This window comes from Ruegeria sp. K11 (assembly GCF_056531905.1).
In genome coordinates, this window is record NZ_JBQFMP010000044.1 from 1 (window position 1) to 1056 (window position 1056).

Annotated in this window: 1 protein-coding gene; it reads right to left on the reverse strand. The window is 60.7% G+C overall.

Annotation, left to right across the window (positions count from 1 at the left end):
* Positions 1-1056: S-(hydroxymethyl)glutathione dehydrogenase/class III alcohol dehydrogenase (locus tag ACR0K4_RS22955; protein ID WP_480855915.1), on the reverse strand; the 1056-nt coding region annotated here is incomplete at its 5' end.

Consider the following 1056-nt stretch of genomic DNA (forward strand, 5'->3'; position numbering starts at 1 on the left):
TCAATACACCACGACCGAGCGGATGCTCTCGCCCCGGTGCATCAGGTCGAACCCTTCGTTGATATCGTCCAGACTCATAGTGTGAGTGATCATCGGGTCGATCTCGATTTTGCCTTCCATGTACCAGTCAACGATCTTGGGCACATCGGTGCGACCGCGCGCGCCGCCGAATGCGGTGCCGCGCCATGACCGGCCGGTGACCAGCTGGAACGGACGGGTCGAGATTTCGGCCCCTGCGGGGGCCACACCGATGATGATCGATTCCCCCCAGCCCTTATGCGCCGATTCCAGCGCGTCGCGCATCACGCCGACATTGCCGGTGGCGTCAAAGGTATAATCCGCGCCGCCCTTGGTCAGATCGACCAGATAGGGGACCAGATCGCCTTCGACCTCTTTGGGGTTCACGAAATCGGTCATGCCGAAGGCCGTCGCCATATTGACCTTCGAGGGGTTCAGATCGACGCCAACGATCTGATCGGCCCCGGCCAAGCGCAATCCCTGAATGACGTTCAGACCGATGCCACCCAGACCGAATACAATCGCTCGGCTGCCGATTTCCACCTTGGCGGTGTTGATCACCGCACCAATCCCGGTGGTCACGCCGCAGCCGATATAGCAGATTTTGTCGAAGGGCGCGTCCTCACGCACTTTGGCCAGCGCGATCTCGGGCAGTACGGTGTGGTTCGAGAAGGTCGAGCATCCCATATAGTGCAGGATCGGATCGCCATCCAAAGTCGAGAACCGAGACGTTCCGTCCGGCATCAGCCCCTGGCCTTGCGTGGTGCGGATCGCCTGGCACAGGTTGGTCTTGGGATGCAGACAGTATTCACACTCGCGGCATTCCGGGGTGTAAAGCGGGATCACATGATCGCCCGGCTTAAGGCTGGTGACACCTGCACCGACTTCCAGCACCACACCTGCGCCCTCATGGCCCAGAATTGCGGGAAACAGCCCCTCGGGGTCGGCACCCGACAGGGTGAATTCATCGGTGTGGCAGATGCCGGTGGCTTTGATCTCCACCAGAACCTCACCGGCTTTGGGGCCTTCGAGGTTCAC